This is a genomic window from Geodermatophilus sp. SYSU D01180 (assembly GCF_054050415.1).
The window spans coordinates 113889-137076 of the sequence record NZ_JBJGZH010000001.1 but is presented as its reverse complement, the minus strand read 5'-3'; the positions used below and the strand labels follow the sequence as shown (position 1 = coordinate 137076).

The 23188-nt window shown below is 74.6% G+C and carries 19 protein-coding genes; 4 read left to right on the top strand and 15 right to left on the bottom strand.

Translation table 11 applies throughout. The annotated features are described in order from the left end of the window. Nucleotides 1-5: 5 nt before the first annotated feature. The 4 genes from rplU to ACI8AA_RS00640 form a co-directional block, all read right to left on the bottom strand. Nucleotides 6-317 (bottom strand): 50S ribosomal protein L21, encoded by a 312-nt coding sequence (gene rplU, locus ACI8AA_RS00655; protein WP_110007164.1) that lies wholly within the window; start codon nt 315-317, stop codon nt 6-8. Between the two features lie 190 nt (nt 318-507). Next, on the bottom strand, nt 508-3747 hold the full coding sequence (locus ACI8AA_RS00650; protein ID WP_457042590.1) for an Rne/Rng family ribonuclease: 3240 nt from the start codon (nt 3745-3747) through the stop codon (nt 508-510). Nucleotides 3748-4024: 277 nt separating this feature from the next. Next, nucleotides 4025-4792 (bottom strand): TIGR03936 family radical SAM-associated protein, encoded by a 768-nt coding sequence (locus ACI8AA_RS00645; RefSeq protein ID WP_457042589.1) that lies wholly within the window; start codon nt 4790-4792, stop codon nt 4025-4027. 2 nt (nt 4793-4794) lie between these two features. Beyond that, a complete protein-coding gene (locus tag ACI8AA_RS00640; RefSeq protein ID WP_457042588.1) occupies nt 4795-6723 on the bottom strand; it encodes a TIGR03960 family B12-binding radical SAM protein in 1929 nt (642 codons plus the stop codon). 115 nt (nt 6724-6838) lie between these two features. Here ACI8AA_RS00640 and ACI8AA_RS00635 point away from each other — a divergent pair, with 115 nt between their 5' ends. Then, nucleotides 6839-9190 carry a putative bifunctional diguanylate cyclase/phosphodiesterase gene (locus ACI8AA_RS00635; RefSeq protein ID WP_457042587.1) on the top strand — a complete coding sequence of 784 codons (2352 nt, stop codon included), beginning with the start codon at nt 6839-6841 and terminating at the stop codon, nt 9188-9190. Between the two features lie 3 nt (nt 9191-9193). Here ACI8AA_RS00635 and ACI8AA_RS00630 read toward each other — a convergent pair whose 3' ends face one another. The 4 genes from ACI8AA_RS00630 to ndk are packed head-to-tail and all read right to left on the bottom strand — an operon-like array spanning nt 9194 to nt 12212. Further along, nucleotides 9194-10027: an ABC transporter permease gene (locus tag ACI8AA_RS00630; RefSeq protein WP_457042586.1), complete on the bottom strand. Its 834-nt coding sequence runs from the start codon at nt 10025-10027 to the stop codon at nt 9194-9196. After that, nucleotides 10024-10797: an ABC transporter permease gene (locus tag ACI8AA_RS00625; protein WP_457042585.1), complete on the bottom strand. Its 774-nt coding sequence runs from the start codon at nt 10795-10797 to the stop codon at nt 10024-10026. The genes ACI8AA_RS00630 and ACI8AA_RS00625 overlap by 4 nt, the downstream gene beginning before the upstream one ends. A gap of 4 nt (nt 10798-10801) precedes the next feature. Then, nucleotides 10802-11755 carry an ABC transporter ATP-binding protein gene (locus tag ACI8AA_RS00620; protein WP_457042584.1) on the bottom strand — a complete coding sequence of 318 codons (954 nt, stop codon included), beginning with the start codon at nt 11753-11755 and terminating at the stop codon, nt 10802-10804. 43 nt (nt 11756-11798) lie between these two features. Further along, nucleotides 11799-12212, bottom strand: a complete 414-nt coding sequence (gene ndk / locus ACI8AA_RS00615; protein ID WP_457042583.1) for a nucleoside-diphosphate kinase — start codon at nt 12210-12212, stop codon at nt 11799-11801. Nucleotides 12213-12286: 74 nt separating this feature from the next. Between ndk and ACI8AA_RS00610 the strand changes: the two genes are divergently transcribed. Then, nucleotides 12287-12526 (top strand): helix-turn-helix domain-containing protein, encoded by a 240-nt coding sequence (locus tag ACI8AA_RS00610; RefSeq protein ID WP_457042582.1) that lies wholly within the window; start codon nt 12287-12289, stop codon nt 12524-12526. Nucleotide 12527: 1 nt separating this feature from the next. Beyond that, complete coding sequence (locus tag ACI8AA_RS00605) at nt 12528-13061, top strand: Clp protease N-terminal domain-containing protein (protein ID WP_457042581.1); 534 nt, start codon at nt 12528-12530, stop codon at nt 13059-13061. Here ACI8AA_RS00605 and ACI8AA_RS00600 read toward each other — a convergent pair whose 3' ends face one another. Both ACI8AA_RS00600 and folC read right to left on the bottom strand, forming a co-directional pair. Next, entirely contained in the window at nt 13062-13454 is a 393-nt protein-coding gene (locus ACI8AA_RS00600) for a DUF4233 domain-containing protein (RefSeq protein WP_457042580.1), read from the bottom strand. After that, on the bottom strand, nt 13451-14803 hold the full coding sequence (folC, locus tag ACI8AA_RS00595) for a bifunctional tetrahydrofolate synthase/dihydrofolate synthase (RefSeq protein ID WP_457042579.1): 1353 nt from the start codon (nt 14801-14803) through the stop codon (nt 13451-13453). Before folC ends, ACI8AA_RS00600 begins: the two co-directional genes overlap by 4 nt. Before the next feature lie 41 nt (nt 14804-14844). On the opposite strand from folC, the gene valS reads away from it, so the two are divergent. Continuing rightward, nucleotides 14845-17430 (top strand): valine--tRNA ligase, encoded by a 2586-nt coding sequence (gene valS / locus ACI8AA_RS00590; RefSeq protein ID WP_457042578.1) that lies wholly within the window; start codon nt 14845-14847, stop codon nt 17428-17430. Between the two features lie 42 nt (nt 17431-17472). Here the strand turns inward: valS and ACI8AA_RS00585 are convergent, their stop codons facing one another. The 5 genes from ACI8AA_RS00585 to tig all read right to left on the bottom strand — a co-directional run bounded on the left by ACI8AA_RS00585 (nt 17473) and on the right by tig (nt 23184). After that, entirely contained in the window at nt 17473-18390 is a 918-nt protein-coding gene (locus ACI8AA_RS00585; protein ID WP_457042577.1) for a DUF559 domain-containing protein, read from the bottom strand. Nucleotides 18391-18585: 195 nt separating this feature from the next. Further along, the gene (gene clpX / locus ACI8AA_RS00580) at nt 18586-19860 is read right to left on the bottom strand and encodes an ATP-dependent Clp protease ATP-binding subunit ClpX (RefSeq protein WP_456935065.1); all 1275 of its coding nucleotides are present in this window, start codon (nt 19858-19860) and stop codon (nt 18586-18588) included. 305 nt (nt 19861-20165) lie between these two features. Further along, the gene (locus ACI8AA_RS00575; protein WP_387985431.1) at nt 20166-20795 is read right to left on the bottom strand and encodes an ATP-dependent Clp protease proteolytic subunit; all 630 of its coding nucleotides are present in this window, start codon (nt 20793-20795) and stop codon (nt 20166-20168) included. A 20-nt stretch (nt 20796-20815) separates the two neighbouring features. Beyond that, nucleotides 20816-21451 (bottom strand): ATP-dependent Clp protease proteolytic subunit, encoded by a 636-nt coding sequence (locus ACI8AA_RS00570; protein WP_457042576.1) that lies wholly within the window; start codon nt 21449-21451, stop codon nt 20816-20818. A 251-nt stretch (nt 21452-21702) separates the two neighbouring features. Beyond that, nucleotides 21703-23184, bottom strand: a complete 1482-nt coding sequence (gene tig / locus ACI8AA_RS00565; RefSeq protein WP_457042575.1) for a trigger factor — start codon at nt 23182-23184, stop codon at nt 21703-21705. Nucleotides 23185-23188 lie beyond the last annotated feature (4 nt).

The following is a 23188-nucleotide window of genomic DNA, read 5'->3' as shown; positions in this document are numbered from 1 at the left end:
CGTCGTCAGCCCTTCGTGATGTCGCGGACGACCACGTCGGTCAGCGGCTGACGGTGGCCCTGACGCTTGTGGTAGCCCGTCTTGTTCTTGAACTTGTGGATGCGGATCTTCGGGCCCTTGCCGTGGCCGACGATCTCGCCGGTCACGGTCACCCCGGCCAGCGCCTGCGCGTCACTGGTGACGGTCTCGCCGTCGACCAGGAGCAGGGCCGGGAGGGTGACGGTGTCGCCCGCCTCACCCGCGAGACGGTTGACCGTGAACCGGTCGCCCACGGCCACCTTGTGCTGCCGGCCCCCGGCCTTCACGACTGCGTACACCACTGAACTCCTCGATCGCTGCTGTCTGTCCCGCGCTGCGTCCTGCGCGCACCCCGGCGCGGGCGCCGGGTGCTGGACGGGCCGCTCCGCCTGCGCGGGACCGGGAGACCCGGTCCGGGGCGGTGCAACCCGACCAGCGTACCCGAGCAGCCGGGACCGGGTCGAACGCGGCCCCGGCTGCCCGGAGGGTCTAACTGGCCGGCGGCCCGGCCGGGCGGCTGGCGGCGCGACGCCGGCGCGGCCGGGCCCCGCCCACCGCGGCACCGGTGCCGTCGTCGGCCACCGGCGGCTGGGCCTCGGCCGCGGGGGTCTCCGCGGCCGGTGCCTGCTCGTCGGGCGCCTGCGGGTCCGCGCCTGGGGCCGGGTCGTCGGGGCCGGCGCCCGCGGGGACCGCCTCCTCCTCCTCGCCCGGGCCCTGTGGCTCCGCGGAGGCGGCGTCCGCCGGGACGGCGGCGTCGGTGACCAGCAGGCCCGGGTCGGCCTGCGGGGGCTCCCCCGCGTCCTCCGGCTCCGCGTCCTCCGGCTCCGCATCCTCCGGCTCCGCATCCTCGGGCTCGGTGGCCCCGGGCTCGGCGGCCCCGGGCTCGGCGGTCTCCTCCGGCCCGGTCACCTCTGCGCCCGGCACCTCGGCGCCGACGGCGGCCGTGACCTCGACCTCGGGGGCCTCCTCCACGACGGCCTCCCCGGAGGTCTCCGCGTCGGCGGTCCCGGCGTCGGACTGGTCCTCGCCGGAGGCGGCGGCGAGCACCGCGGCGTCCTCGGCGGCGCGCTCCTCACCGGCCTGGCCGCGGTTGCGCCGTCCCCGGTTGCGTCGCCCGCCGCCGGACCGCTGACCCTCGCCGTTCCCGGCGGTGTCGGGCCCGGTCTCGGGCGCCGCGGCCTCGGCCTCGGTCCGCTCGGCGTCCTTGCGCTCGGCGTCCCTGCGCTCGGCGTCCTTCCGCTCGGTGCGCTCGGCGTCCTTGCGGCCGCCCTGGTCGCGCCGGCCGCCGTTGCCGGAGCCCTGGCCGTGCCCGCCGGAGCCGTTGCCACCGCGACGGCGGTCGTCGACCGGGTCGGTGTGCACGAGGACGCCGCGGCCGCGGCAGTGCTCGCACGGCTCGGAGAACACCTCGAGCAGGCCCTGACCCACGCGCTTGCGGGTCATCTGCACCAGGCCCAGCGAGGTCACCTCGGCGACCTGGTGCTTGGTGCGGTCGCGGCCGAGGCACTCGGTCAGCCGCCGCAGCACCAGGTCGCGGTTGCTCTCCAGCACCATGTCGATGAAGTCGATGACGATGATGCCGCCGACGTCGCGCAGCCGGAGCTGGCGGACGATCTCCTCGGCCGCCTCCATGTTGTTGCGCGTGACGGTCTGCTCGAGGTTGCCGCCGGACCCGGTGAACTTGCCGGTGTTGACGTCGATGACCGTCATCGCCTCCGTGCGGTCGATGACCAGCGAGCCGCCCGAGGGCAGCCACACCTTGCGGTCCAGTGCCTTGGCCAGCTGCTCGTCGATGCGCAGGTCGCGGAAGACGTCGCCCTCGCCGGTGTGCCGGGTCAGCCGCCCGGTGAGCTCCGGGGAGACGTGCGCGACGTAGGCCTCGACGGTGTCCCACGCCTCGTCGCCCTGGACGACGAGCTCGCTGAAGTCCTCGTTGAAGACGTCGCGGATGACCCGGATGGCCAGGTCGGGCTCGCCGTAGAGCAGCGTCGGGGCGTTGTTCGAGGACTCCGACTTCTGCCTGATGACCTCCCACTGCGCCTGCAGCCGGGCGACGTCGCGGGTGAGTTCCTCCTCCGAGGCGCCCTCCGCGGCCGTCCGGATGATCACGCCGGCGTCGTCGGGGACGATCTTCTTGAGGACGTCCTTCAGGCGCTGCCGCTCGGTGTCGGGCAGCTTGCGGCTGATGCCGGTCATCGACCCGCCGGGCACGTAGACCAGGAACCGGCCGGGCAGGTTGACCTGCTGGGTCAGCCGGGCGCCCTTGTGGCCGATCGGGTCCTTGGTGACCTGCACCAGCACCTTGTCGCCGGACTTGAGCGCCTGCTCGATCGAGCGCTGCTTGCCGCTGAGCCCGGCCGCGTCCCAGTTGACCTCACCGGCGTACAGGACGGCGTTGCGGCCCTTGCCGATGTCGACGAACGCCGCCTCCATGCTGGGCAGCACGTTCTGCACCCGGCCGAGGTAGACGTTCCCGGCGAACGACGTCGCCTGCGCCTGGGTGACGTAGTGCTCGACCAGCACGCCGTCCTCGAGGACGGCGATCTGGGTGCGCTCGCCGCGCTGGCGGATGACCATCCGGCGCTCCACCGCCTCGCGGCGGGCGAGGAACTCGGCCTCGGTGAGGATCGGCGCGCGGCGGCGGCCGCTGTCCCGGCCCTCGCGGCGGCGCTGGCGCTTGGCCTCCAGCCGGGTGGAGCCGGTGACGCCGCGGACGTCGTCGTCGCTGGTGCTGCGGCCGTTGCGGCCGGCGCGCTCGGGGCGGTCGTCGTCGTCCTCGGCCGCGGACGCCTCGCCGTCCCCGCCGCGGCGGCGGCGACGCCGGCGGCGGCGCGTGGTCGACGTGCCCTCGGCGCCCTCGCCCTCGTCCTCGGCGTCCTCGGCGGCCTCGGCGTCGGTGTCCTCGTCCTCGGCGTCCTCGTCCTCGGAGGCGCGCTCGGCGGTGTCCTCGTCGGCGTCGGCGTCGGCGTCCGCGGAGTCGTCCCCGCTGCGGCCCCGGCCGCGGCCGCGGCGGCCCCGGCGGCGCCGCCGGCTGCCGGCGGCGGTCTCGTCACGGTCGCCGTCCTCGCGGTCGGCCTCGTCGCGGTCGGCCTCGTCGCGGTCGGCCTCGTCGGTGTCGGCCTCGTCGGTGTCCTCGTCGGTGTCCTCGGCGGTCCCGACGACGGCCCGCTCGTCGGCGGGCTGCTCCTCGGCGGCCCCGCCGCGGCGGCGCGAGCGGCTGCGGCGCGAGCGCGGCGCCGGGGTCTCCTCGTCGTCCTCGGCCGGCGCCGCGACGTCCTCGACGTCGGGCGACTCGGGCAGCGGCCGGCGGCTGCGCCGGCGCGGGGCCGGGGCCGCCTCGGCCTCGGGGGCCACGAAGCTGACGAAGGCCGGCGCCACCGGGGCGGCGGCCGGCGGGGGCGGCGTCCACGCGGCGGGCTCGGGGGCGGCCGCCGGGCGGGTGGCGCGGCGGCGGGGCCGGGCGATGACCGCGGTCGGCTCGGGCGAGCTGAACTGGGCGCCGAACGGCGACCGGTCCGGCTCGTCCTCCGGGTCCTCCTCGGGCTCCGGGGCGGGCCCGGGCTCCGTCGGCGGCTCGGCCGCGGCGGTCCCGGCCGGCTCCTCGTCCGGGGTCTCCCCGGTCGCCGCCTCCCCGCTGAGCACCTCCGCGACCGGCGCGTCGCCGGGCGGGAGGGCGGGCGCGGACCCGCTGGTGTCGGTGGTCGGGGTGTCGCTGTCCTGGTCGGCCACGAGGGCTCGCCTCCTGTGTGGTGCTCCCGGGCGCCGGTCCCCCCACCGGGGACGGGCGGCCGCGCAGGAGCACGGGTTGGGCGGGCCGGGTGGCCGCTCGGGTGCGGCGGCGAGCCCGGCTCGCGAAGTCTGTGGTCGGTCCCGCGCGGCGGTCGCCGCGGCCGGGGCCGGACTGCTGGTGGAGCGGTGGTACCGATGGTCTCGGGTGGTGCCGGTCCGGGGCGGCACGTCTGGCAGCCGTGTCGCGCGACGTCGCGGTGGCTCCCGGGTCGCCCGGTCAGACGGCGGCGTGCTCCCCCTGGCAGCGGGTGCGCGCCGCTCGGTCGGGACCGAGCGGATCGGCCACGGTCCCGCTGTCGTCGAGCCGGCCCTGCGCCTCACGCACGGCCCGGGGGGGCGACGGCGGGCGCAGGTCGGCGACGGCGGCGAGAGCGGCCACCACGTCGTCGGGTCGAACGGCGGGCGTCACCTGCCGGACAACCAGGTGCAGTATGGCACAACCTGCCTCCCCGCCCGCGGACGCGGAGGCCACGGGGCCTCGCGCATCGACGTCGCGGAGGCCGTTCTTGGTGCGCTTGGCGACGAGCACCTCCTCCCGGGCGAGGAAGGCGTCGACGGCCGCGGCGAGGGTCCCGGGCTCGACGCCGGACAGCTCGATCCGCCACCGCGCGGCGTCGATCCGGTCGGCCAGCGAGCCGCCGCCCTCGGCGGCCTCCACGCACTCGAGGACGTCGATGCCCGGGGGCAGCGACGCGTCCAGCGCGGCCCGGACCTCCTCGGGGTCGCGCCGCTCGGCCAGGCCGATCTCCAGGTACTCGGCCTCGCTGGCCGCCCCGGTCGGCGCCGCGCCCACGTAGCTGATCTTCGGGTGCGGGGTGAAGCCGGCGGAGTAGGCCATCGGCACCCGCGCGCGGCGCAGCGCCCGCTCCAGCGCGCGGGCGAGGTCGCGGTGGGAGGCGAAGCGCAGCGGGCCGCGCTTGGCGTAGCGCAGCCGCAGGCGCTGGACGGTCGGCGGCGGGGGCGGGCCCTCCGGGGTGCGGGCCACGGTCAGCGGCCGACGACGGTGAGCGGCAGCAGGCTGCGCCCGGTGGGACCGATCTGGATCTCGGTGCCGTTGGTCGGGCAGACGCCGCAGTCGTAGCAGGGGGTCCACCGGCAGTCGGCGACCTCCTCCTCCGACAGCGCGTCCTGCCAGTCGTCCCAGAGCCACTCCTTGTCCAGCCCGGAGTCCAGGTGGTCCCAGGGCAGGACCTCGTCCTGGGTGCGCTCGCGGGTGGTGAACCAGTCCAGGTCCACGCCGAGCGGAGGGAGCTCCGCGGCGGCCGCGGCGGTCCAGCGCTCGAAGGAGAAGTGCTCGCTCCAGCCGTCGAACCGGCCGCCGTCGCGCCACACCCGCTCGATCACCCGGCCGACCCGGCGGTCGCCGCGGGACAGCAGGCCCTCGATCACGCCGGGCTTGCCGTCGTGGTAGCGCAGGCCGATGGAGCGGCCGATCCGGCGGTCGGCGTTGATGGCCTGCCGCAGGACCCGCAGGCGGTGGTCGATGGTCTCCGCGCTCGCCTGCCCGGCCCACTGGAACGGCGTGTGCGGCTTGGGCACGAACCCGCCGATGGACACCGTGCAGCGGATGTCCTTGCGGCCGCTGGCCTCCCGGCCGGCGCGGATGACCTCCACGGCCAGCTCGGCGATCTCCAGGACGTCCTCGTCGGTCTCCGTGGGGAGCCCGCACATGAAGTAGAGCTTCACCTGCTGCCAGCCGTTGGCGTAGGCGGTGGTGACCGTGGCGACCAGGTCCTCCTTGGACACGGTCTTGTTGATCACCCGGCGGATGCGCTCGCTGCCGCCCTCGGGCGCGAACGTCAGCCCCGACCGGCGGCCGTTGCGGGACAGCTCGTTGGCGAGGGTGACGTTGAAGGCGTCCACGCGCGTGCTCGGCAGCGACAGCCCGGTGTTGGTGCCCTCGTAGCGGTCGGCGAGCTCCTTGGCGACCTGGCCGATCTCGGAGTGGTCGGCGCTGGACAGCGACAGCAGCCCGACCTCCTCGTAGCCGGTCGCGCGCAGCCCCTGGTCGACCATCGAGCCGATGCCGGTGATCGTCCGCTCGCGCACCGGGCGGGTGATCATCCCGGCCTGGCAGAACCGGCAGCCGCGGGTGCAGCCGCGGAAGATCTCGACGCTCATCCGCTCGTGCACGCTCTCGGCCAACGGCACCAGCGGCGTCTTCGGGTAGGGCCACTCGTCGAGGTCCATGACGGTGCGCTTGCCGACCCGGGCCGGGACGTCGTCGCGGGTGCGGGTCACCGCGGCGATGGCGCCGTCGGGGCGGTAGGAGACGGCGTAGAAGCGCGGCACGTAGACGCCGTCGACACGGGCCAGCCGGGCCAGCAGCTCCTCGCGCCCGCCCGGGCGGCCCTGCTCCTTCCACGCCTTGACGACATCGGTGACGTCGCCGACGACCTGCTCGCCGTCGCCGAGGACGGCGCAGTCGACGAAGTCGGCGATCGGCTCGGGGTTGAACGCGGCGTGCCCGCCGGCGACGACGACCGGGTGCGTCTCGTCGCGGTCGACGGCGTGCAGCGGGACCCCGGCGAGGTCGAGGGCCTCGAGCAGGTTCGTGTAGCCGAGCTCGGTGGCGAAGCTGACCCCGAGGACGTCGAAGTCGCGCACCGGGCGGTGCGCGTCGACGGTGAACTGGCCGACGCCGTGCTCGCGCATGAGGGCAGCCAGGTCGGGCCAGACGGCATAGGTGCGCTCGGCGAGGGCGTCGGGGCGCTCGTTGAGCACCTCGTACAGGATCATGAGGCCCTGGTTGGGCAGCCCCACCTCGTAGGCGTCCGGGTACATCAGCGCCCAGTGCACGGCGACGTCGTCCCAGGCCTTGACCTGGGCGTTCAGCTCACCGCCCACGTACTGGATGGGCTTCTGCACCTGGGCCAGCAGGGGCTCGAGACGGGGGTAGAGGCTCTCTCCGCTCATGACCCGTCCAGGGTAGACGGCTCCCCCGGCGCTCCCGTCCCGGTTCTCGACCGGCGGCGTAGCGTGATCGCGACTAAACTGACGGTGACCAGCAGGACGGCCTCCGAGGAGGAGCATGGTCCCGCCGGCCGGGAGCACCGGTGCACTGCGCGACGCCGACGGCGTCTCCCCCACCCGACCCTCCGGCCGGTTCGTGGCGCCGCTGCCGAGGGGCCGCGCGATGCCCGCCGAGCAGTGGGCCGCCCACCACCTGCTCGTGCTCCGGACGCTGCTGGCCCTGCTCGCCGCGGTCCCGGTGTACGCGCTGGTCCGCGGGAGCGGCGTCGTCTCCGCGGTCCTGCACGCCGCGCCGCTGGCCCTGCTGACCGCGCTGGCCTGGGCGCCGGCGCTGGGCCGCAACACCCGCGCCGCGGCCGCCGCCCTCGGGCTGATGACCGCCGCGGCCCTGGGCGTGTGGCTGTCCGGCGGCGCCACCGAGGCGCACTTCCTGTTCTTCGCGCTGCTCCCGCTCGCCGCGCTCTACGCCGCGCGGGCGCCGTTCCTGCTCGCGGTCGGGTTCGTCGCCGTCCACCACCTGGTGGTGGGCACGCTGTGGCCGCACGCGGTGTTCGGGCACTCCGTGTCGGCGCTGCCGATGGCCGCCCTGCACGCGGCGCTGGTGCTGCTGGAGAGCTGGGCGTGCCTGGTGGCCTGGCGGCGGTTCGACGACCGGCGCGAGCGCGTCGAGCAGCTGGTCGCCGAGCGCACCGCCGAGCTGCGCGCCCAGCGCGACGAGCTGGCCCGGCTGGCCGCCGTCGTCCAGACCACCGACGACGCCGTCGTGACGACGACCCCCGACGGCCGGATCACCAGCTGGAACCCGGGCGCGGAGCGGCTCTACGGCTGGACCGCCGCGGAGGCGCTGGGCCGGCACGCGTCGATGCTGTCCGCCGGCGCCCCGCTCCCGACGGACCTCACGCGGCTGCCGCCCGGCAGCCACGAGCGGCGCCACCGCCGGAAGGACGGCTCGGCCTTCGACGCCCTGGTCACCTTCTCCCTCATCCGCGACGAGGACGGCACCCCCACCGGCATCGCCGGGATCACCCGGGACATCACCGGCCGCAAGCGCGACGAGGCCGAGGCCCGCGCCGCCGCCCGCCAGCTCGAGCGGCAGGCCGGCGAGCTGGCCCGGATGGCGCTGCACGACCCGCTCACGGGCCTGGCCAACCGGGCGCTCATGCAGGACCGGCTCGAGCACGCCCTCGCCGACCGCCGCGCCCGCCGGCACGCGGTCCTGCTGCTGGACCTCGACGACTTCAAGGCGGTCAACGACGTCGCCGGGCACGAGGCGGGGGACGCCGTGCTCGTCGCCGTCGCCCGCCGGCTGGAGGCCTCCGTGCGGCCGGCCGACACCGTGGCCCGCCTCGGCGGCGACGAGTTCGTGGTGCTCATGGAGGACGTCGAGGGCCGCCGCGACGTCGTCACCGTGGCCGAGCGGCTGCTGGGCGCGCTGCGCCGGCCGGTCGGCTGGGGCGGCGAGGAGTTCACCGTCGGCGGCAGCGTCGGCGTGACGTTCACCGACGCCGCCGACCGGCGCGGCATGGACGACCTGCTCCGCGACGCCGACCTCGCCATGTACGTGGCCAAGTCCGGCGGCAAGAACCGGGTGCGCGTGTTCGAGCGCGGCATGCGCGAGGAGGTCGCCGCGCAGGACGAGCTGGTCCGCGACCTGCGGGCCGCCGTCGGCTCCGGCGAGCTGCGGGTGCTCTACCAGCCGCAGGTGGACCTGCGCAGCGGCGCGGTCACCGGCGTGGAGGCGCTGGCCCGCTGGCAGTCGCACACCCGCGGGCTGGTGGAGCCGGCCGGCTTCATCCCGGTCGCCGAGGCCAGCGGCGTCATCGACGCGATCGACGACTGGGTGATCGGCCAGGCCTGCGCCCAGCTGCGCGCGTGGGACGACGCCGGCCTGCCGCCGCTGCGGGTGGCGGTCAACGTCTCCCCGCGCCGGCTGGCCACCGGCGACCTCGCCGTCAGCATCGCCGCGGCCGCCCGGGACGCCGGCGTCGACCCCGGCCGGCTGGAGATCGAGGTCCCCGAGGCCGTCGCCGCCGGTCCCGACGCCGCGGCCGGGATCCGCGAGGTGCGGGCGCTGGGCGTGCACGTGGCCATCGACGACTTCGGCACCGGCGCGTCGTCGCTGTCCCGGCTGCAGGACCTGCCGCTGGACCGGCTGAAGATCGACCCGTCGTCGGTGGCGCTGCTGGCCGCCGGCGCCGCGGCCGGGTCGGTCGCGGACGCGGTCATCGCGCTGGGCAACAGCCTGGGCCTGCAGGTGGTGGCCGAGGGCGTCGAGCAGCCCGCGCAGCTGGCCGCGCTGCGGTCGCTGGGCTGCGACGCCGCGCAGGGCCACCTGTTCGGCTCCCCGGTGCCGGCCGACACCGTCGAGCGGCTGGTCCGCGCCGGCCGCCCCCTGCTCGGCGTGGCCTGACCCTCAGCGCAGCAGCAGGCCCTCCAGCCGGCGGGCGCCCACCGCGAGACCCGCCACGCCCAGCACGGCGAGGTAGGCGACCGAGACCAGCAGCCCCCACCGGACGTCGCCGGTCACCAGCCCGCGGACCAGCTCGATGCCGTGGTAGAGCGGCGTGCACTCGACGACGACCTGCAGCGGCCGCGGGTAGGTCGACAGGGGGTAGAAGGTCGTGGAGAACAGGAACAGCGGCAGGATCACGACCTGCACGAACTCGAAGTCCTGCCAGCCACGCAGGAAGGTGCTCGCGGCCAGCCCGACGGCGGCGAAGGCGAAGCCGATGAGCACCGCCGCGGGCAGGGCGAGCAGCGCCCACCACGAGCCGACCAGGCCCATCGCGAGCATGACCAGCAGGAACGCGGTGGAGTAGACGGCGCCGCGCAGCAGCGCCCACACCGTCTCCCCCACCGCGGCGTCGGCGGCCGAGACCGGGGTGGCGAGGACGGCGTCGTAGAGCTTGGCGTAGCGCAGCTTGAAGAACAGGTTGAAGACGGCGTCGTAGACGGCGCCGTTCATCGCGGCCGAGGCGAGCAGCGCCGGGGCGACGAACTCCTGGTAGGTCAGCGCGGTGCCGGTGTCGGTGACGACGTCGCCGACCAGCCCGCCGATGCCGACGCCGATCGAGAACAGGTAGAAGAACGGCTCGGCGAACCCGGAGACGAACACCAGCCAGCTGCGCCGGGCCACCAGCAGGTTCCGGTACACCAGCTGCCCGGCCCGCCGCGCGGACAGCGGGTACAGCGGCACGACCCGCAGCAGCAGCGACGCCGGGCGCACCGGCGCGGGGACGCCGGTCACCGGACCAGCCGCCGCTGCAGCGCCCGGGCGGCCAGCCACGTGCCGGCGGCGACCCACAGCGCCAGGTAGCCGAGGTGCAGCAGCGCGGACCCCGCCTCCGCCGTCCCGAGGGCGAGGTCGCGGGCCAGCGCGACGCCGTGCCACAGCGGGGTGGCGTACGCGAACCACTCCAGCACCGCCGGCAGCTGCGTCACCGGGAAGAACGTCCCGCTGAACAGGAACATCGGCACGATGAGGAACCGCTGCAGCGCGGCGAAGGCGGCGTCCTCCTCCAGCCGGGCGGCCATGGCCGTCACCGGCGCGGCGAAGGCCAGGCCGGTGAGCAGCGCGACCGGCAGCGCGAGCACCACCAGCGGGCTCTCCGCGGCGCCGAAGGCCACGAGCACGACCAGGAACGCCGCGGCCGACGTCGTCACGCGGAAGGCGACGTAGAGCAGGTGGCCGGTGAGGACGTCGGCCGGGCGGGCGGGGGTGGCGAGCACCGCCTCGTAGAGCCGGTCCCACTTGAGCGCCCCGAGCACCGGGTAGGTCGACTCGCCGGTCGCCGTCTGCATCGCCGCGGCCACCAGCAGCCCCGGCGCGAGGAAGGCCAGGTAGCCCACCCCGCCGGGGACGCCGGGCCCGCGGTCGACGAGGGTGCCGAGCGTCAGGCCCATCGCGGCGAGGAAGAGCACCGGCTCCAGCACGCTGCCGATCGCGCTGCTGCGCCAGAAGTGCCGGTGGGCGGTGAGCCGCTGGGCGAGGAAGGAGCGGGCGGCCGGGGACGGCACCACGTCAGTCGACCAGCGTCCGGCCGGTGAGCCGCAGGAAGACGTCCTCCAGCGAGCTGCGCCGGACCAGTGACGACAGCGGCCGCAGCCCGAGCGCGAGCACCTCGGTCAGCGCGGCGTCGCCGTCGGCGGTGTAGAGCAGCAGCCGGTCGGGCAGCACCTCGACCCGCTCGACGGCGCCGCGGTGGACCAGCGGCGCCAGCGCGTCGGCGTGCGCGGCCGGCCCGCCGCCGCCCTCGGTGAGGGAGAACCGGAGCTCGCACACCTCGCGGGTGGACCAGGTGGCGATCAGCTGCGCCGGGGAGCCCTCGGCGGCGATCCGGCCGCGGTCCATGACCACCAGCCGGTCGCACAGCTGCTCGGCCTCGTCCATGTAGTGGGTGGTGAGCACGAGGGTGACCCCGCGCTGCTTGAGCCGGTACAGCCGCTCCCAGAGCACGTGCCGGGCCTGCGGGTCCAGCCCGGTGGTGGGCTCGTCGAGCAGCACGACGTCGGGGTCGTTGACCAGCGCGCGGGCGATGGTGACCCGCCGCTTCATCCCGCCCGACAGCGGCTCGACCCGGTCCCGCGCCCGGTCGGTGAGCTGCACGAAGTCCAGCAGCTCGGCGGCCCGCTCCCGCACGAGCGCCCGCGGCAGCCCGAAGTACCGGCCGTAGACCAGCAGGTTCTCCTCGACGGTGAGCTCGAGGTCGAGGTTGTCGGTCTGCGGGACGACGCCGAGGCGCGCGCGGATCGCCGGGCCGTCGACGGCGGGGTCCATGCCGAGGATCCGCAGCTCCCCCGCCGTCGGCGGCGACACGGCGCCGACCATCCGCATGGTGGTGCTCTTGCCGGCGCCGTTGGGCCCGAGGAAGCCGAAGGCCTCCCCGGGCGCGATGTCGACGTCGATGCCGTCGACGGCGGTGTGCTCCCCGAAGCGCTTCACCAGGCCCCGCGCCCGGACCAGCGACTCCACCACGTCCCCCATGCTGCCCCCGGCCCCCGGGGCCGGGTCGAGCCGATTACGCCTTCAGGTCCGGGAAGAACAGCCCGATCTCGCGGGCGGCGGACTCGTCGGAGTCCGAGCCGTGGACGATGTTCGACTGCACTTCGAGGGCGAAGTCGCCGCGGATGGTGCCGGGCGCGGCCTTCACCGGGTCGGTGGCGCCAGCCAGCGCGCGGAACGCCTCGACCGCGCGCGGACCCTCGACGACGAGGGCGAGCAGCGGGCCGCCGGTGATGAACTCGACCAGCGAGCCGAAGAACGGCTTCTCGCGGTGCTCGCCGTAGTGCTCCTCGGCGACCTCGCGGGTCAGGGTGCGCAGCTCGGCGGCGACCAGGCGCAGGCCCTTGGCCTCCAGCCGCGAGACGACCTCTCCGACCAGGCCGCGGGCGACGCCGTCGGGCTTGACGAGGACCAGGGTGCGATCAGTCACGGGACGGCAGCCTACGGGTCGCCGTCTGTCAACCGGGGTTGACATCCCCGGTCCCGTCAACCACAGTTGACACCATGACCGGCCGGGCCGCGGACGAGACGCTCACCGCCGCCACCAGCGACGACCCCGCCGTCGGCCTGCGCGGGGTCCGCGCGCTGCGGGACCTGGCCGACCGGCTGGAGGCCCTGCAGGTCTCCGCCGCCCGCCGGCGCGGCTGGTCGTGGCAGCAGGTCGCCGACGCGCTCGGCGTCACGCGGCAGGCGGTGCACAAGAAGCACGCCCGGTCCGCCGGGACGACGTGGAAGGAGTCCTGAGGTGTTCGAACGGTTCGCCGCCGAGGCACGCACGGTCGTGGTCCTGGCGCAGGAGGAGGCCCGCACCGCCGGGTCGGACAGCGTCGACCCGGTGCACCTGCTGGTCGCCCTCGCCGCCGCGCCCGGCCCCGCCGCCCCGCTGCTGGCCGCCGCGGGCGTGCACGTGACCGACCTCCGCGCGGGCCTGCCCTCCGCCGGGGCCGGCGCGCTCGACGCGGAGGCGCTGGCCGCGCTCGGCATCGACCTGGACCGGGTGCGGGCGGCCGCCGAGGCGGCGTTCGGCCCGGGTGCGCTCGACCGCGGGTCCCGGGGCCGCCGGCGGGGGCACCTGCGCTTCGCCCGCGGCAGCCGCACGGCGCTGCAGGAGGCGCTGCGCGCGGCGGTCGCGCGCGGCGACCGGGTCATCGACGGACGGCACCTGCTCGCCGGGGTGCTCGGGGTCGGCGACCCCGCGGTGTCCGCGGCGCTGACCCGCGCCGGCGCCGACGTCGCCGAGCTGCGGCGGCGGCTGGACGGGCGGGCCGACGCGGCCTGATCAGGCGGGCGGGGCGTCGTCCCCGGAGGGAGCTGCCGGCTCGCGGAACGGCGAGCCGAGCAGCTCCTTGCGGATCTGCAGCAGGTACAGCCAGATCAGCAGGAACACGCCGCCGACGAACCACATCGACGAGTCGATGAGCCCGGTGAGCAGCAGCGGGACCTGCAGCGCGGTGCCGATCTCCAGCCCGCGCGGCCGCCGCTGGACGCCGCTGGCCAGCACGAGGACGACGGCGAGCACGAGCAGGATCGTCAGCCGGGTGGCGCCGAGGCCGGCCTCGGTCTGCGCGATCGCCCGCGGGACGAACAGCACCGCGATGCCCTCGAGCAGCAGCACGGCGGCGGCCGCCCCGCGCAGCGCCCTCGCGGCCCGGACCGGGTCGGGCGCGGTCACGGCCGGCCACCCAGGACCGTGCGGGCCTCGCCGGCGGTGATCACGCTGCCGGTGACCAGCACGCCCGAGCCGCCGAGGGCGTCGTCGGGACCGGCCTCGGCCAGCTCGATCGCCTCGGTGAGCGCCTCGGGCAGCCGCGGGGAGACGCTCACCCGGTCGGCGCCGAACACGTCGACGGCGAGCGCGCCGAGCTCGTCGGCGGGGATCGCCCGCGGCGAGCTGTTCTGCGTCACCACCAGCTCGGCGCAGACGGTCTCCAACTCGCGCAGCATCCCCTCGACGTCCTTGCCGTGCACCGCGCCGACCACCCCGACCAGCCGGGTGAAGTCGAAGGACTCCCGGATCGCCTCGACGGTCGCGGCCATCCCGGCGGGGTTGTGCGCGGCGTCGACCAGCACCGTCGGGCTGCTGCGCACCCGCTCGAGCCGGCCGGGCGAGCGGACGGCGGCGAAGGCCGCGCGCACCGTCTCGACGTCGACGGTCCCGGTGGCCGCGCCGGCGCCGAGGAACGCCTCGACGGCGGCCAGCGCGGTGGCCGCGTTCTGCGCCTGGTGCGCGCCGAACAGCGGGAGGTAGACGTCGTCGTACTCCCCGCCCAGGCCCTGCAGCCGCAGCTGCTGCCCGCCGACGGCGACCCGCCGGTCCAGCACGCCGAACTCGGTGCCCTCGCGCGCCACCACGGCCTCCACCTCGACCGCGCGGCGGACCAGCGCGTCCAGCGCGCCGGGCTGCTGGTGGGCGAGGACGGCGATCGCGTCGGCCTTGATGATCCCGGCCTTCTCGCCGGCGATCGTGGCGACGTCGGGACCGAGGTACTCGGCGTGGTCCAGCGCCACCGGCGTGACGACGGCGACCCGCGCGTCGGCGACGTTGGTGGCGTCCCACGTGCCGCCCATGCCGACCTCGATCACCGCGACGTCGACCGGCGCCTCGGCGAACAGCGCGTACGCCATGCCGACCATCACCTCGAAGAAGCTCATCCGGTGCTCGCCGGCGGCGTCGACCATCTGCACGTAGGGCGCGATGTCGTCGTGGGTCTCCACGAACCGCTCGGCGCTCACCGGCTCGCCGTCCAGCACGATCCGCTCGCGCACCGACTGCAGGTGCGGGCTGGTGAACCGGCCCACCCGCAGGCCGAAGCCGCGCAGCAGCTCGTCGACCATCCGCGACGTCGTCGTCTTGCCGTTGGTGCCGGCGACCTGCACGACCGGGTAGGCCCGGTGCGGGCTGCCCAGCAGGTCGACCAGGGCGGCGATGCGGCCCAGCGAGGGCTCCAGCCGGGTCTCCGGCCAGCGCGCCAGCAGCTCCTTCTCGACGCGGGCCAGCTCGGCCTCGGGACTGCTGCTCATCCTCCCCAGGATGCCAGCCGCGCACTTCCTAGGATGGGGGCATGGTCGCCGATCCCCTTCCCCCGGTCAGCACCACCCCGGGAGCCGGGGCCGGGGTACCCGAGAAGCCGAGCCTCGACGGACTCGAGGACACCTGGGTCGCCCGCTGGGGCGAGCAGGACACCTACGCCTTCGACCGCGCCGCCGCCCTCGCCGCGCCGCGCGAGCAGGTGTACTCGATCGACACCCCGCCGCCGACCGCCAGCGGGTCGCTGCACGTGGGGCACGTGTTCAGCTACACCCACACCGACATCGTCGCCCGCTACCAGCGGATGCGCGGCAAGCACGTCTTCTACCCGATGGGCTGGGACGACAACGGGCTGCCGACCGAGCGGCGGGTGCAGAACTACTACGGCGTCCGCTGCGACCCCTCGCTCCCCTACGACCCGGGCTTCACCCCGCCGGCCGAGCCCGGCAAGGACCAGGTGCCGATCAGCCGGCGCAACTTCGTCGAGCTGTGCATGCAGCTGACGGAGGAGGACGAGCACGCCTACGAGCAGCTGTGGCGCCGGGTCGGGCTGTCGGTGGACTGGTCGAACGTCTACCGGACCATCTCGGAGACCTCGCGGGCCACCGCGCAGCGGATGTTCCTGCACAACCTGGCCCGCGGTGAGGCCTACGCGCAGGAGGCGCCGACCCTCTGGGACGTCAGCTTCCGCACCGCCGTCGCCCAGGCCGAGCTCGAGGACCGCGAGCGCCCCGGCGCCTACCACCGGGTCTCGTTCCACTCCGCCGACGGCCCGGTCTTCATCGAGACCACCCGGCCGGAGCTGCTGCCCGCGTGCGTCGCGCTGGTCGCCCACCCCGACGACGAGCGCTACCGGTCGCTGTTCGGGCGGACGGTGCGCACGCCGCTGTTCGACGTCGAGGTGCCGGTGGTCGCCCACCGCCTGGCCGAGCCGGACAAGGGCTCGGGCATCGCGATGATCTGCACCTTCGGCGACCTCAACGACGTCACCTGGTGGCGCGAGCTGCAGCTGCCCACCCGCGCGGTGGTCGGCTGGGACGGCCGCTTCGTCGCCGACGCCCCGGACGGCGTGCCCGCCGACGTCTACGCCGAGCTGGCCGGCAAGACGCCGTTCAGTGCCCAGCAGCGGATCGTGGAGATGCTGCGCGAGTCCGGCGACCTGCACGGCGAGCCGAAGGCGATCACGCACCCGGTCAAGTTCTTCGAGAAGGGCGACCGGCCGCTGGAGATCGTCACCACGCGGCAGTGGTACATCCGCAACGGCGGGCGCTCGCCCGAGCTGCGGGACGCCCTGATCGCCCGCGGCCGGGAGATCACCTGGGTGCCCGAGCACATGCGGCACCGCTACGAGAACTGGGTCGAGGGCCTCAACGGCGACTGGCTGATCAGCCGGCAGCGGTTCTTCGGCGTCCCGTTCCCGGTCTGGTACCGGCTCGACCCCTCCGGCGACCCCGTGTACGACGAGCCGATCCTGGCCGACGAGGCGTCGCTGCCGGTCGACCCGTCCTCGGACGTGCCGCCGGGCTTCGACGAGTCGCAGCGCGGCGTCCCCGGCGGGTTCATGGCCGACCCCGACGTCATGGACACCTGGGCGACGTCGTCGCTGTCGCCGCAGGTGGCCTCGGGCTGGGACACCGACCCGGAGCTGTTCGCGCACGTCTTCCCGATGGACCAGCGGCCGCAGGCGCACGACATCATCCGCACCTGGCTGTTCTCCACCGTCGTGCGCTCGCACTTCGAGTTCGGCGCGGTGCCGTGGACGCACGCCACCATCTCCGGGTTCGTCGTCGACCCCGACCGCAAGAAGATGTCGAAGTCCAAGGGCAACGTCGTCACGCCGATCGACGTGCTCGAGCGCTACGGCACCGACGCCGTCCGCTGGCGCGCCGCCGGCGCCCGGCCGGGCGCGGACTCGCCGTTCGACGAGGCGCAGATGAAGGTCGGCCGCCGGCTGGCCATGAAGATCCTCAACGTCGGCAAGTTCGTGCTGGGGCTCGGCGTCACCGCGGACCTCTCCGCCGGGCAGGTCACCGAGCCGATCGACCTCGGGCTGCTGCGGCGGCTGGCCGACGTCGTCGACGAGGCGACCGCGGCGATGGAGGCCTACAACTACACCCGGGCGCTCGAGGTGTCCGAGGCGTTCTTCTGGTCGTTCTGCGACGACTACGTGGAGCTGGTGAAGTCCCGCGCCTACGGCTCGGACGACGCCGCCCGCTCCGCCCAGGCCACGCTGGCCCTCGCGCTGTCGGTGCAGCTTCGGCTGTTCGCGCCGGTGCTGCCGTTCGTCACCGAGGAGGTCTGGTCCTGGTGGCAGGCCGGCTCGGTGCACCGCGCCTCCTGGCCGGCCGCCGGCGAGCTGCCCGGCGGCGGGGACCCGGCGGTCGTGGAGGTGGCCGCCGAGGCGCTGGCCGCGGTCCGCAAGGCCAAGTCGGAGGCCAAGCAGTCGATGCGGGCCGACGTCGAGTCCGCGACCGTGACGGCTCCGGAGGCGCAGGTGCCGCAGGTGGAGGCCGCGCGGGACGACCTGGTGTCGGCCGGGCGGATCGCCTCGCTGACCGTCGTCGCCGGTGAGGGCCCGCTCACCGTCGACGTCGTCCTCGCCGCCCCCGCGGAGGGGTGAGCGTGTGCGCTGACGCCGCGTTCCGGTCGCCCGGATGCGGCGTCAGCGCACACGGTCGGCGCCGACCAGCCGCCCGCGTGCCCCGTGGACGGCGAGGATCTCCCGGCGGCACTGCCCCAGCTCGGTCGTGAGCCGCCGGAAGCCGAACCGCAGCGTCTGCCAGCCCACGGTGGCGAGCAGGGCGTCCCGCCGGATGTCCCGCTCGCGCTGCGCCCGGGAGCCGTGCCAGGCGGCACCGTCCATCTCCACCGCCAGCTGCACCTCCTCGTAGGCCGCGTCGAGGACGAACACCTCCCCCGCCACCTCGATCCGCCGCTGCTGGGTGAACGGTGGCATGCCGGGCCCGCGCAGCACGGCGAGACAGCCCCAGATCTCCAGCTCGCTGCGGCAGCCCTCGGCCAGCAGGCGCACGAGGTCCACCAGCGCGGCCCGGCCGGGCAGGCACGGACGGCGCTCGATCTCGGCCAGCAGGTCCCGGGGCCGGCACAGCCGGCGGCGGACGGCGTCGATCGCCGCGGCCCGGACCTCCGCCCGGGAGAGGCCGGCCGGACTCCCCCACGCGTCGACGACCGCCCGCTCGGGACAGGACACCGGCAACCCCTCGACCCTGCGGATGCTGTCGTCGAGGGCGCGGGTGCGGTGCAGGACGACGCCCGACGTCCCCCGCCCGCTGCGGGTGTGGCCCACGCTGAGGTGCACCGGCCCGCCGGGCGGGGCGAGCTCCCACAGCGCCAGCGCGGACCGGTGGCTGACCACCCCGCGGCAGCTGCGGACAGCGGCCTCCACCCGCAGCCGCCACTCGCCGGCCGCCCCGGGTAGGGCGTAGACGCCGGGCAGCAGCCGCGAGAGCCGCCCGGCGGCCACCCAGCGGGCGACGGTCCCGCGGTCCACCCGGGCCGTCAACGCCTCCCAGGTCGTCCAGCCGTCGGGACCGACGAGCGCGGCGGGGTCGTGGGTCACCCGGCGACGGTGACCGACCGGGGACCGCCTGCGTCCGTCGATGGGGGGATCTGTGGACGGCGGCCCGGCGGGTGTGTGCGCCCACGCCGCGTCCCGGGCCCCGGAACGCGGCGCCGGCGCACACGCTCGGGGCCACCGACGCGGACGAGCCCGCCCCCGGAGGTCGGGAACGGGCTCGTCGGGGGTGTCTCGGTGCTACGCGCTCTTCTCGCGGCGCTCGCGCGTGGGCTTGCGCGGCACGATCGTCGGGTTGACGTGCTCCAGCACGACCTCCTTGGTGATCACCACGGAGGCGACGTCCTCGCGGCTGGGCACCTCGTACATCACCGACTGGAGCACCTCCTCCATGATCGCCCGGAGCCCGCGGGCGCCGGTGCCGCGGAGGATGGCCTGGTCGGCGATCGCCTCGAGGGCGTCGTCGGTGAACTCCAGTTCCACGCCGTCGAGCTCGAACAGCCGCCGGTACTGGCGCACCAGGGCGTTCTTCGGCTCGGTGAGGATCTGGATCAGCGCGTCCCGGTCGAGGGCCTGCACGCTGGTGATCACCGGGAGCCGGCCGATGAACTCGGGGATCATGCCGAACTTCAACAGGTCCTCGGGCATGACCTCGGCGAAGGCGTTGGCCTCCTCGATCTCCTTCTTGCCGCGGATCTCCGCGCCGAAGCCGATCCCCTGCTTGCCGACCCGCTGCTCGATGACCTTCTCCAGGCCGGCGAACGCGCCGCCCACGATGAACAGCACGTTCGTCGTGTCGATCTGGATGAACTCCTGGTGCGGGTGCTTGCGGCCGCCCTGCGGGGGCACCGACGCCGTCGTGCCCTCGAGGATCTTCAGCAGCGCCTGCTGCACGCCCTCGCCGGAGACGTCGCGGGTGATCGACGGGTTCTCGCTCTTGCGGGCGATCTTGTCGACCTCGTCGATGTAGATGATCCCGGTCTCGGCGCGCTTGACGTCGTAGTCCGCGGCCTGGATCAGCTTGAGCAGGATGTTCTCGACGTCCTCGCCGACGTAGCCGGCCTCGGTCAGCGCAGTGGCGTCGGCGATCGCGAACGGGACGTTGAGCATCCGGGCCAGCGTCTGCGCGAGGTGCGTCTTGCCGCACCCGGTCGGGCCCATCAGCAGGATGTTGGACTTGGCGAGCTCGACCGAGTCGTCCCGGCTGGACCGCTCACCGCCGGCCTGCACCCGCTTGTAGTGGTTGTAGACCGCGACGGCGAGAGTGCGCTTGGCCTTCTCCTGGCCGATGACGTACTGCTCGAGGAAGTCGTGGATCTCCCGGGGCTTCGGCAGCTCGTCGAACTTCAGGTCCGACGACTCCGAGAGCTCCTCCTCGATGATCTCGTTGCAGAGGTCGATGCACTCGTCGCAGATGTAGACGCCGGGGCCCGCGATGAGCTTCTTGACCTGCTTCTGGCTCTTCCCGCAGAACGAGCACTTGAGCAGGTCACCGCTCTCACCGATTCGTGCCACCTGCTGACCTCCACCTCAGGGGGTTTGCAGGTCCCGGGGGTGCGGACCTGCGGATCGTGTGTCGCTTGCTGCCCGTGCTCGGCCCCGCGGGAGCGGGTGCCGCGAGGGCGTCCTCCCGGCGCTGCCGGCCGGGGATCGGGCGCTCGCCGACGGTACCTGTCGCCGCCGACGCCGCGGGGGTTCGACGCCCCGGTGCGCCGGGGACGTCCGACTCGCGCGTCACTCCCGGCACTGCACCCCGAACGGTACGGGCCGAGAGCGCGACACGCGCGGACTCGACCCGTACCGATCGGGCGATCACGGGATCAGACCGGCAGCGCGTTGAGCTTGCGGCTCTGGATGACCTGGTCGACGATCCCGTACTCCTTGGCCTCGGGGGCCGTCAGGATCTTGTCGCGGTCGATGTCGGCGCGGACCTGCTCGACCGAGCGGCCGGTGTGGCGGGCCAGGATCTCCTCCATCTGGGCCCGCACCCGGGCGATCTCGGCGGCGTGGATCTCGAGGTCCGAGACCTGGCCGCCGGCCTCGCCGGAGGGCTGGTGGATCAGCACGCGCGAGTACGGCAGCGCCAGCCGCTTGCCCGGGGTGCCGGCCGCGAGCAGGACGGCGGCGGCCGAGGCGGCCTGGCCCATGCACACCGTCTGGATGTCCGGGCGGACGAACATCATCGTGTCGTAGATGGCCATCAGCGACGTGAACGAGCCACCGGGCGAGTTGATGTAGATCGTGATGTCGCGGTCGGGGTCGGCCGACTCCAGCGTGATCAGCTGGGCCATCACGTCGTTGGCCGACGCGTCGTCGATCTGCACCCCGAGGAAGATGATCCGCTCCTCGAAGAGCTTGTTGTACGGGTTGCTCTCCTTCATGCCGTAGCTGGTCCGCTCCACGAAGGAGGGCAGCACGTACCGGCTGGAGGGCAGCTGGAAGTCGCTCATCGTCTGTCAGTCCTCGCTGCTCAGTTGTCGGAGACCGGGTTGGCGCTGTCGGTCATCGCGGCGCGGCTGACGACGTGGTCGACGAAGCCGTACTCGAGGGCCTCCTGCGCGGTGAACCAGCGGTCGCGGTCGGAGTCCCGCTCGATCTGCTCGATGGACTGGCCGGTGTGGAACGACTGCAGCTCGTTGAGCTCGCGCTTCGTGCGGCGGAACAGGTCGGCCTGGATGGCGATGTCCGCGGCGGTGCCGCCGACGCCGGCCGAGGGCTGGTGCATCATGATCCGCGCGTGCGGCAGGGCGTAGCGCTTGCCCTTGGTGCCCGCGGTCAGCAGGAACTGGCCCATCGAGGCGGCCAGGCCCATGCCGTAGGTGGCGACGTCGCAGTCGATGAACTGCATCGTGTCGTAGATGGCCATGCCGGCGCTGACCGAGCCGCCCGGCGAGTTGATGTACAGGTGGATGTCCTGCTTGGGGTCCTCGGCGGACAGCAGCAGCATCTGCGCGGCCAGCTGGTTGGCGATGACGTCGTCGACCTGGGTGCCCAGGAAGATGATGCGCTCGCGCAGCAGGCGCTCGTAGACCGAGTCGTTGAGGTTCATCCCCCCGGCGCCACCCCGCATGAGCGGGCTGGTCGCCGGGTTCGGGTGGGTGCTCACGGGTGGTGTGACCTCCGTTGGCGGTGGATCGAGTCGGTCTCGGTGGGCGGGAGGCGGGGCCGGCGGCCCTGGCGGGCCGTACCCCCGGCGTCCGCCCCGAGTCACGTCGACCCTAACGCGCACCCCCGGGCCCGGAGTCCCGGCGCGGGGGCCTGTTCGCCGACGGCGCAGCGCGCCCCCGGGAAGACGACGGACGCCGCCCTCCCCCGCGTGCGCGGGGCAGGACGGCGTCCGGAGGAAGCGGTCGGGCGTCAGCCCTTGGCGACGTCCTCGCTGTCCTCGGTGGCACCCTCGGTCGCCTCGACGGCGGCCGCGTCGGCGACCTCGGCGTCGGGGGCCTCGCCGGCCTCCCCGGCGGCGGTGTCGTCAGCGGCGGTGTCGGCCGCGGGGGCGGCCTCGGCGGCGCGCACCGTCTGCGGGCGGGCGGCCTCGAGGTCGACGACGTTGCCCGAGGCGTCGGTGATCGTCGTCTGCTCGAGCAGCTGCGCCAGCGCCTTGGTGCGGCGCACGTCGGCGACGAACTCGGCGATGTTGCCGCTCTGCTGGAGCTGCTGGGCGTACTGCTCCGGGCTCATCCGGTTGCGCGAGGCCTGCGCCATGATCTGCGCCGACAGGTCGTCGTTGTCGACGGTGATCTCGCGGGCGTCGGCGATCGCGTCGAGGACGAACTGGGTGCGGACCGCCTCCGCGATGTTCTTCCGCTGCTCGGCGTCGTAGGCCTCGCGGCTCTCGGTGCCCGACATGGACAGGAAGGTGTCCCAGTCCATGCCGGCGCCGTTGAGCTCGGTGGTCAGTGCGTTGTTGCGGAACTCGAGCTCGCGGTCGACCAGGCCCTCGGGGATCGGCACCTCGGTGACCTCGAGCAGGTGCTCGACCAGCTTGTCGCGGGCCTGCGCGCCCTGCTGCATGACCTTCACCCGCGACAGCCGGGTGCGCACGTCGCCGCGCAGCTCCTCGAGGGTGTCGAACTCGCTGGCGGTGGAGGCGAACTCGTCGTCGAGCTCGGGCAGCTCCTTGGCCTTCACCGAGCGGACGGTGACGGTGACCTGCGCCTGCTCGCCGGCGTGCGGGCCCTGCTGCAGCGGGGTCTCGAAGGTGGCCGACTCGTCGGCGGACAGCCCGCGGACGGCGTCGTCGAGGCCCTCCATGAGCGAGCCGGAGCCGACCTCGTAGGACATGCCGCTGGTGGTGCCGTCCTCGAGCACCTCGTCGCCGACGCGGGCCTCGAGGTCGATGGAGACGTAGTCGCCGTCCTGGGCGGCGCGCTCGACGCCGGTCAGCATGGCGAAGCGCTCGCGCATGACCGAGACCTGCTGGTCGATCTCCTCGTCGGTGACCTCGACGTCGTCGACGGTGACGTCCAGGTCGTCGAGGGCCGGCAGCTCGATCTTCGGCGCGACGTCGACCTCGGCGGTGAACGCCAGGGTGTCGTTGTCGTCGAGGCGGGTGACCTCGATGTCGGGCTGGCCGATGACGCGGACCTGGTTGTCGCGGACGACCTCGGAGTAGACCTCCGGGATGGCATGCTGGACGACCTGCTCGAGGACGACCGGGCGGCCGATGCGCTGGTCGAGGATGCGGTTGGGCACCTTGCCCGGGCGGAACCCGGGGACGCGCACCTGCCGCTTGAGCTCCTTGTAGACCTCGCCGAAGGCGTGGTCCAGGTCTCCCCACGGCACCTCGATCGCCATCCGGACCCGCGTGGGGCCCAGTTCCTCGATGGTGCTCTTCACAGCG

Bases quoted from the DNA above. Each gene is read 5' to 3' on its own strand.
- ACI8AA_RS00640 (WP_457042588.1), bottom strand. From the start codon at position 6,723: ATGAGCGGAGAGAGCCTCTACCCCCGTCTCGAGCCCCTGCTGGCCCAG.
- ACI8AA_RS00635 (WP_457042587.1), top strand. From the start codon at position 6,839: ATGGTCCCGCCGGCCGGGAGCACCGGTGCACTGCGCGACGCCGACGGC.
- ACI8AA_RS00610 (WP_457042582.1), top strand. From the start codon at position 12,287: ATGACCGGCCGGGCCGCGGACGAGACGCTCACCGCCGCCACCAGCGAC.
- folC (WP_457042579.1), bottom strand. From the start codon at position 14,803: ATGAGCAGCAGTCCCGAGGCCGAGCTGGCCCGCGTCGAGAAGGAGCTG.
- valS (WP_457042578.1), top strand. From the start codon at position 14,845: ATGGTCGCCGATCCCCTTCCCCCGGTCAGCACCACCCCGGGAGCCGGG.
- ACI8AA_RS00575 (WP_387985431.1), bottom strand. From the start codon at position 20,795: ATGAGCGACTTCCAGCTGCCCTCCAGCCGGTACGTGCTGCCCTCCTTC.